Here is a 2938-nt window from a genome sequence, read left to right on the forward strand (position 1 = left end):
CCTGATGGACCGGGTGCGTGACCGGGTCAAGGACAAGCGCGTGCTCGCCCTGGTCAAGGCGTTCCTGAAGGCCGGAATCCTGCGGGAGACCGGGACGACGGAACCGACCGAGACCGGCACCCCGCAAGGCGGGATCCTCTCGCCGCTGCTGGCCAACATCGCCCTGTCCGCGCTCGATGAGCACGTGATGGCGCCGTGGAGGCCCGGCGGAACGATGTCCAGCGACTCACGCCGACATACGCGAGTGGCCAAGAACCTGCCGAACTGGCGGATCGTGCGCTATGCGGATGATTGTGCGCCACGAACACAACAGGAGGTTTCGGTGTAGACGGAAGCTCTTGACGTGGTGCTGCACTGGTGATGGAGGTAGGCCCTCCGGGATCGCCCACGCAGGGGGAGGTCTCAAACCGCCGCAGGTTGCTCCGGTGAATGAGCCGGGGTGATGAGCACTGTGGAAAAGGCGCACGAGATGCGTCAGGTGTGTGCCGAGAAGGCGAACGCGAGTGAACCACTGCTGAAGTGTCGTAAGCGTATGAGTGGTTGCCGAAACCGGGGTCCAGTTGTTGCCCCGGGATGAGTCTGACGGGTTCCTGTATTCCTGGTCAGGTGGCGGCCCGGCATGAAGGTGGCGCGAGCTCGGCGACAGGCACCAGTGCGGAACGTGGGAACCCCTCGCCGCGATGCTGCCAACCGGTCCATGTTGAGGACGGGTTGGTGTAAAGGGAGAACTCCAAGTAGCTGAAACTGCAAGGAGCTGAGTACCGATGCGTGGCAGGGGGACGGACCGTCTCGTAGTAGTGATGAAGTCCCTGTAATGGGGGCGGAGCGAAGGGAGCGGGTCGTCCTGATCTTGTTTGGTGGTCAACCGGTAGTGCCGGGAGGAGCCAGGTGAACGGATCAAGGCCGCAGGCCGAGACCAAGTCGTTTTATATTTCCAAGTCGATGGTGTGGGAGGCGTATCTGAGGGTCAAGGCCAATCGGGGTGCACCCGGTGCGGACGGCGTTTCGATCGAGCAGTTCGAGCAGAACCTCAAGGGGAATCTGTACAAGCTGTGGAATCGCATGTCGTCAGGCTCGTATTTCCCTCCGGCGGTGAAGGCCGTGGAGATCCCCAAGGCGGGCGGGAAAGGTGTCCGTGTGCTTGGGGTGCCCACTGTGGCTGACCGGATTGCCCAGACGGTGGCCGCGATGTATCTGGAGAGACGGGTGGAGCCTGTGTTCCACCCGGACTCCTACGGCTACCGGCCGAGGCGGTCGGCGCTGGATGCGGTGGAGACTTGCCGGCGGCGTTGTTGGCGTAACGACTGGGTTGTCGATCTCGACATCCGGGCGTTCTTCGACAGCGTGGACCATGAGCTGATGCTCAGGGCCGTCGAGCGGCATGTCGACGCGGACGGGAAATGGGTCCTACTCTATGTCAAGCGGTGGCTTGTGGCGCCGCTAGCGAAAGCGGACGGCTCGGTGCAGCAACGAGATCGCGGGACCCCACAGGGATCGGCGATTTCGCCCGTGCTGGCGAATCTGTATCTGCACTACGCGTTCGATACGTGGCTGGGACGGGAGTTCCCGCACCTCACGTTCGAGCGGTATTGCGACGATGCGGTGATTCACTGCCGCAGCGAGCATCAGGCCCGCCGCGTGCGGGACGCGCTCGCAGCGAGATTGGCGCAAGTCGGTCTGGAATTGCATCCGGACAAGACGCGCATCGTGTACTGCAAAGATGCTGACCGGCGCGGCTCGTACGAGCACACGTCGTTCACGTTCCTCGGGTACACGTTCCGGCCGAGACTGTCCAAGAACCGGTACGGGAAGCACTTTGTGAACTTCCTGCCCGCGGTCAGCAAGGAGGCGATCAAGGCGATGGGCAAGGAGATCCGTTCCTGGCGCATTGCCTGCCGCAGTGACATGTCCCTCGGTGACCTTGCGCGGATGTATAACAGCGTCGTGCAGGGCTGGGTCAACTATTACGGGCGCTTCTACAAGTCCATGTTGTACCCCCTTCTCCGGCGCATCAACGAGTACCTGGTGCGCTGGGCTTGCCGGAAGTACAAACGACTCCACCGCCGGGAGAAGAAGGCACGGGAACTGTTGGCGGGCACCGCCCGCCGCTACCCGAACCTCTTCGCCCACTGGCGGTTCGGTCTCAAGCCTGACGGCTGGGCGATGGGAGCCGTGTGAGCCGAGAGGCTCCCGCACGGTTCTGCGAGCGGCGGCGGGTGAGATTCCCGCCGCCGACTCACCTCGTCGTACTGGTCAGGGGCGAACGCCACCACGTCGAGGCACTGAGAGAGGAGATCGGCGAGATCCTCGCCCCACTTGGGCTACGCCTGTCGCAGTCCAAGACGCGCGTGGTGCACATGGCCGACGGGTTCGACTTCCTTGGCTTCCACATCAAGTGGATGCATAAGCGGGGAACGGATAAGCGCTATGTCTACACCTTCATTGCGGACAAACCGGTCCGTGAACTGAAGAGGAAGATCAGGGCACTGACCCACAGGAGGTCGCAGGTCCCGTTCGCCGCCGTGCTGTCGCGGATCAATCAGATCCTGCGCGGCTGGGCCAACTACTTCAAGCACGCCGTCGCCAAGCACACCTTCAACGCCTTGCGCTCGTTCGTGTGGTGGCGAGTGATCAACATGATCACGTATCGGCGGCGCATGACGTGGACGGCCCTGCGTCGACAGTTCAAAGGCCCTCGTGGCTGGCGGCAGATCGCTTTGGACGGAGTCGAGCTGTTCAACATTGGTGCGGTGGCGGTCACCCGCTACCGCTGGCGAGGGTTGAATATCTCGACACCGTGGGCCGCATAGATCAACGATCCACCGGCAGTAACCCGTGGAGAGCCGGATGCGGTGAGAGTCGCACGTCCGGTTCGGCGAGCGGCTCGGGGAAACGGAGCCGGGGAAATCCCGGCCACCGCGCCCCGGGCCGACTCTCC

The 2938-nt window shown here is 63.2% G+C and carries 3 protein-coding genes; all 3 read left to right on the top strand.

The features are described 5' to 3' along the window. Positions 1 to 328, top strand: a 328-nt coding sequence (locus ACIPEK_RS46405) for a reverse transcriptase domain-containing protein (RefSeq protein WP_402009015.1), incomplete at its 5' end; no start/stop codon positions are given. A gap of 560 nt (positions 329 to 888) precedes the next feature. Further along, a complete protein-coding gene (ltrA, locus tag ACIPEK_RS46410) occupies positions 889 to 2178 on the top strand; it encodes a group II intron reverse transcriptase/maturase (protein WP_402009017.1) in 1290 nt (429 codons plus the stop codon). After that, entirely contained in the window at positions 2175 to 2810 is a 636-nt protein-coding gene (locus ACIPEK_RS46415; protein ID WP_402009020.1) for a group II intron maturase-specific domain-containing protein, read from the top strand. The genes ltrA and ACIPEK_RS46415 overlap by 4 nt, the downstream gene beginning before the upstream one ends. Positions 2811 to 2938: the final 128 nt, after the last annotated feature.

Origin of the sequence: Streptomyces sp. NPDC088246, assembly GCF_044741025.1 — a bacterium.
In the GTDB taxonomy this organism is placed as follows: domain Bacteria; phylum Actinomycetota; class Actinomycetes; order Streptomycetales; family Streptomycetaceae; genus Streptomyces.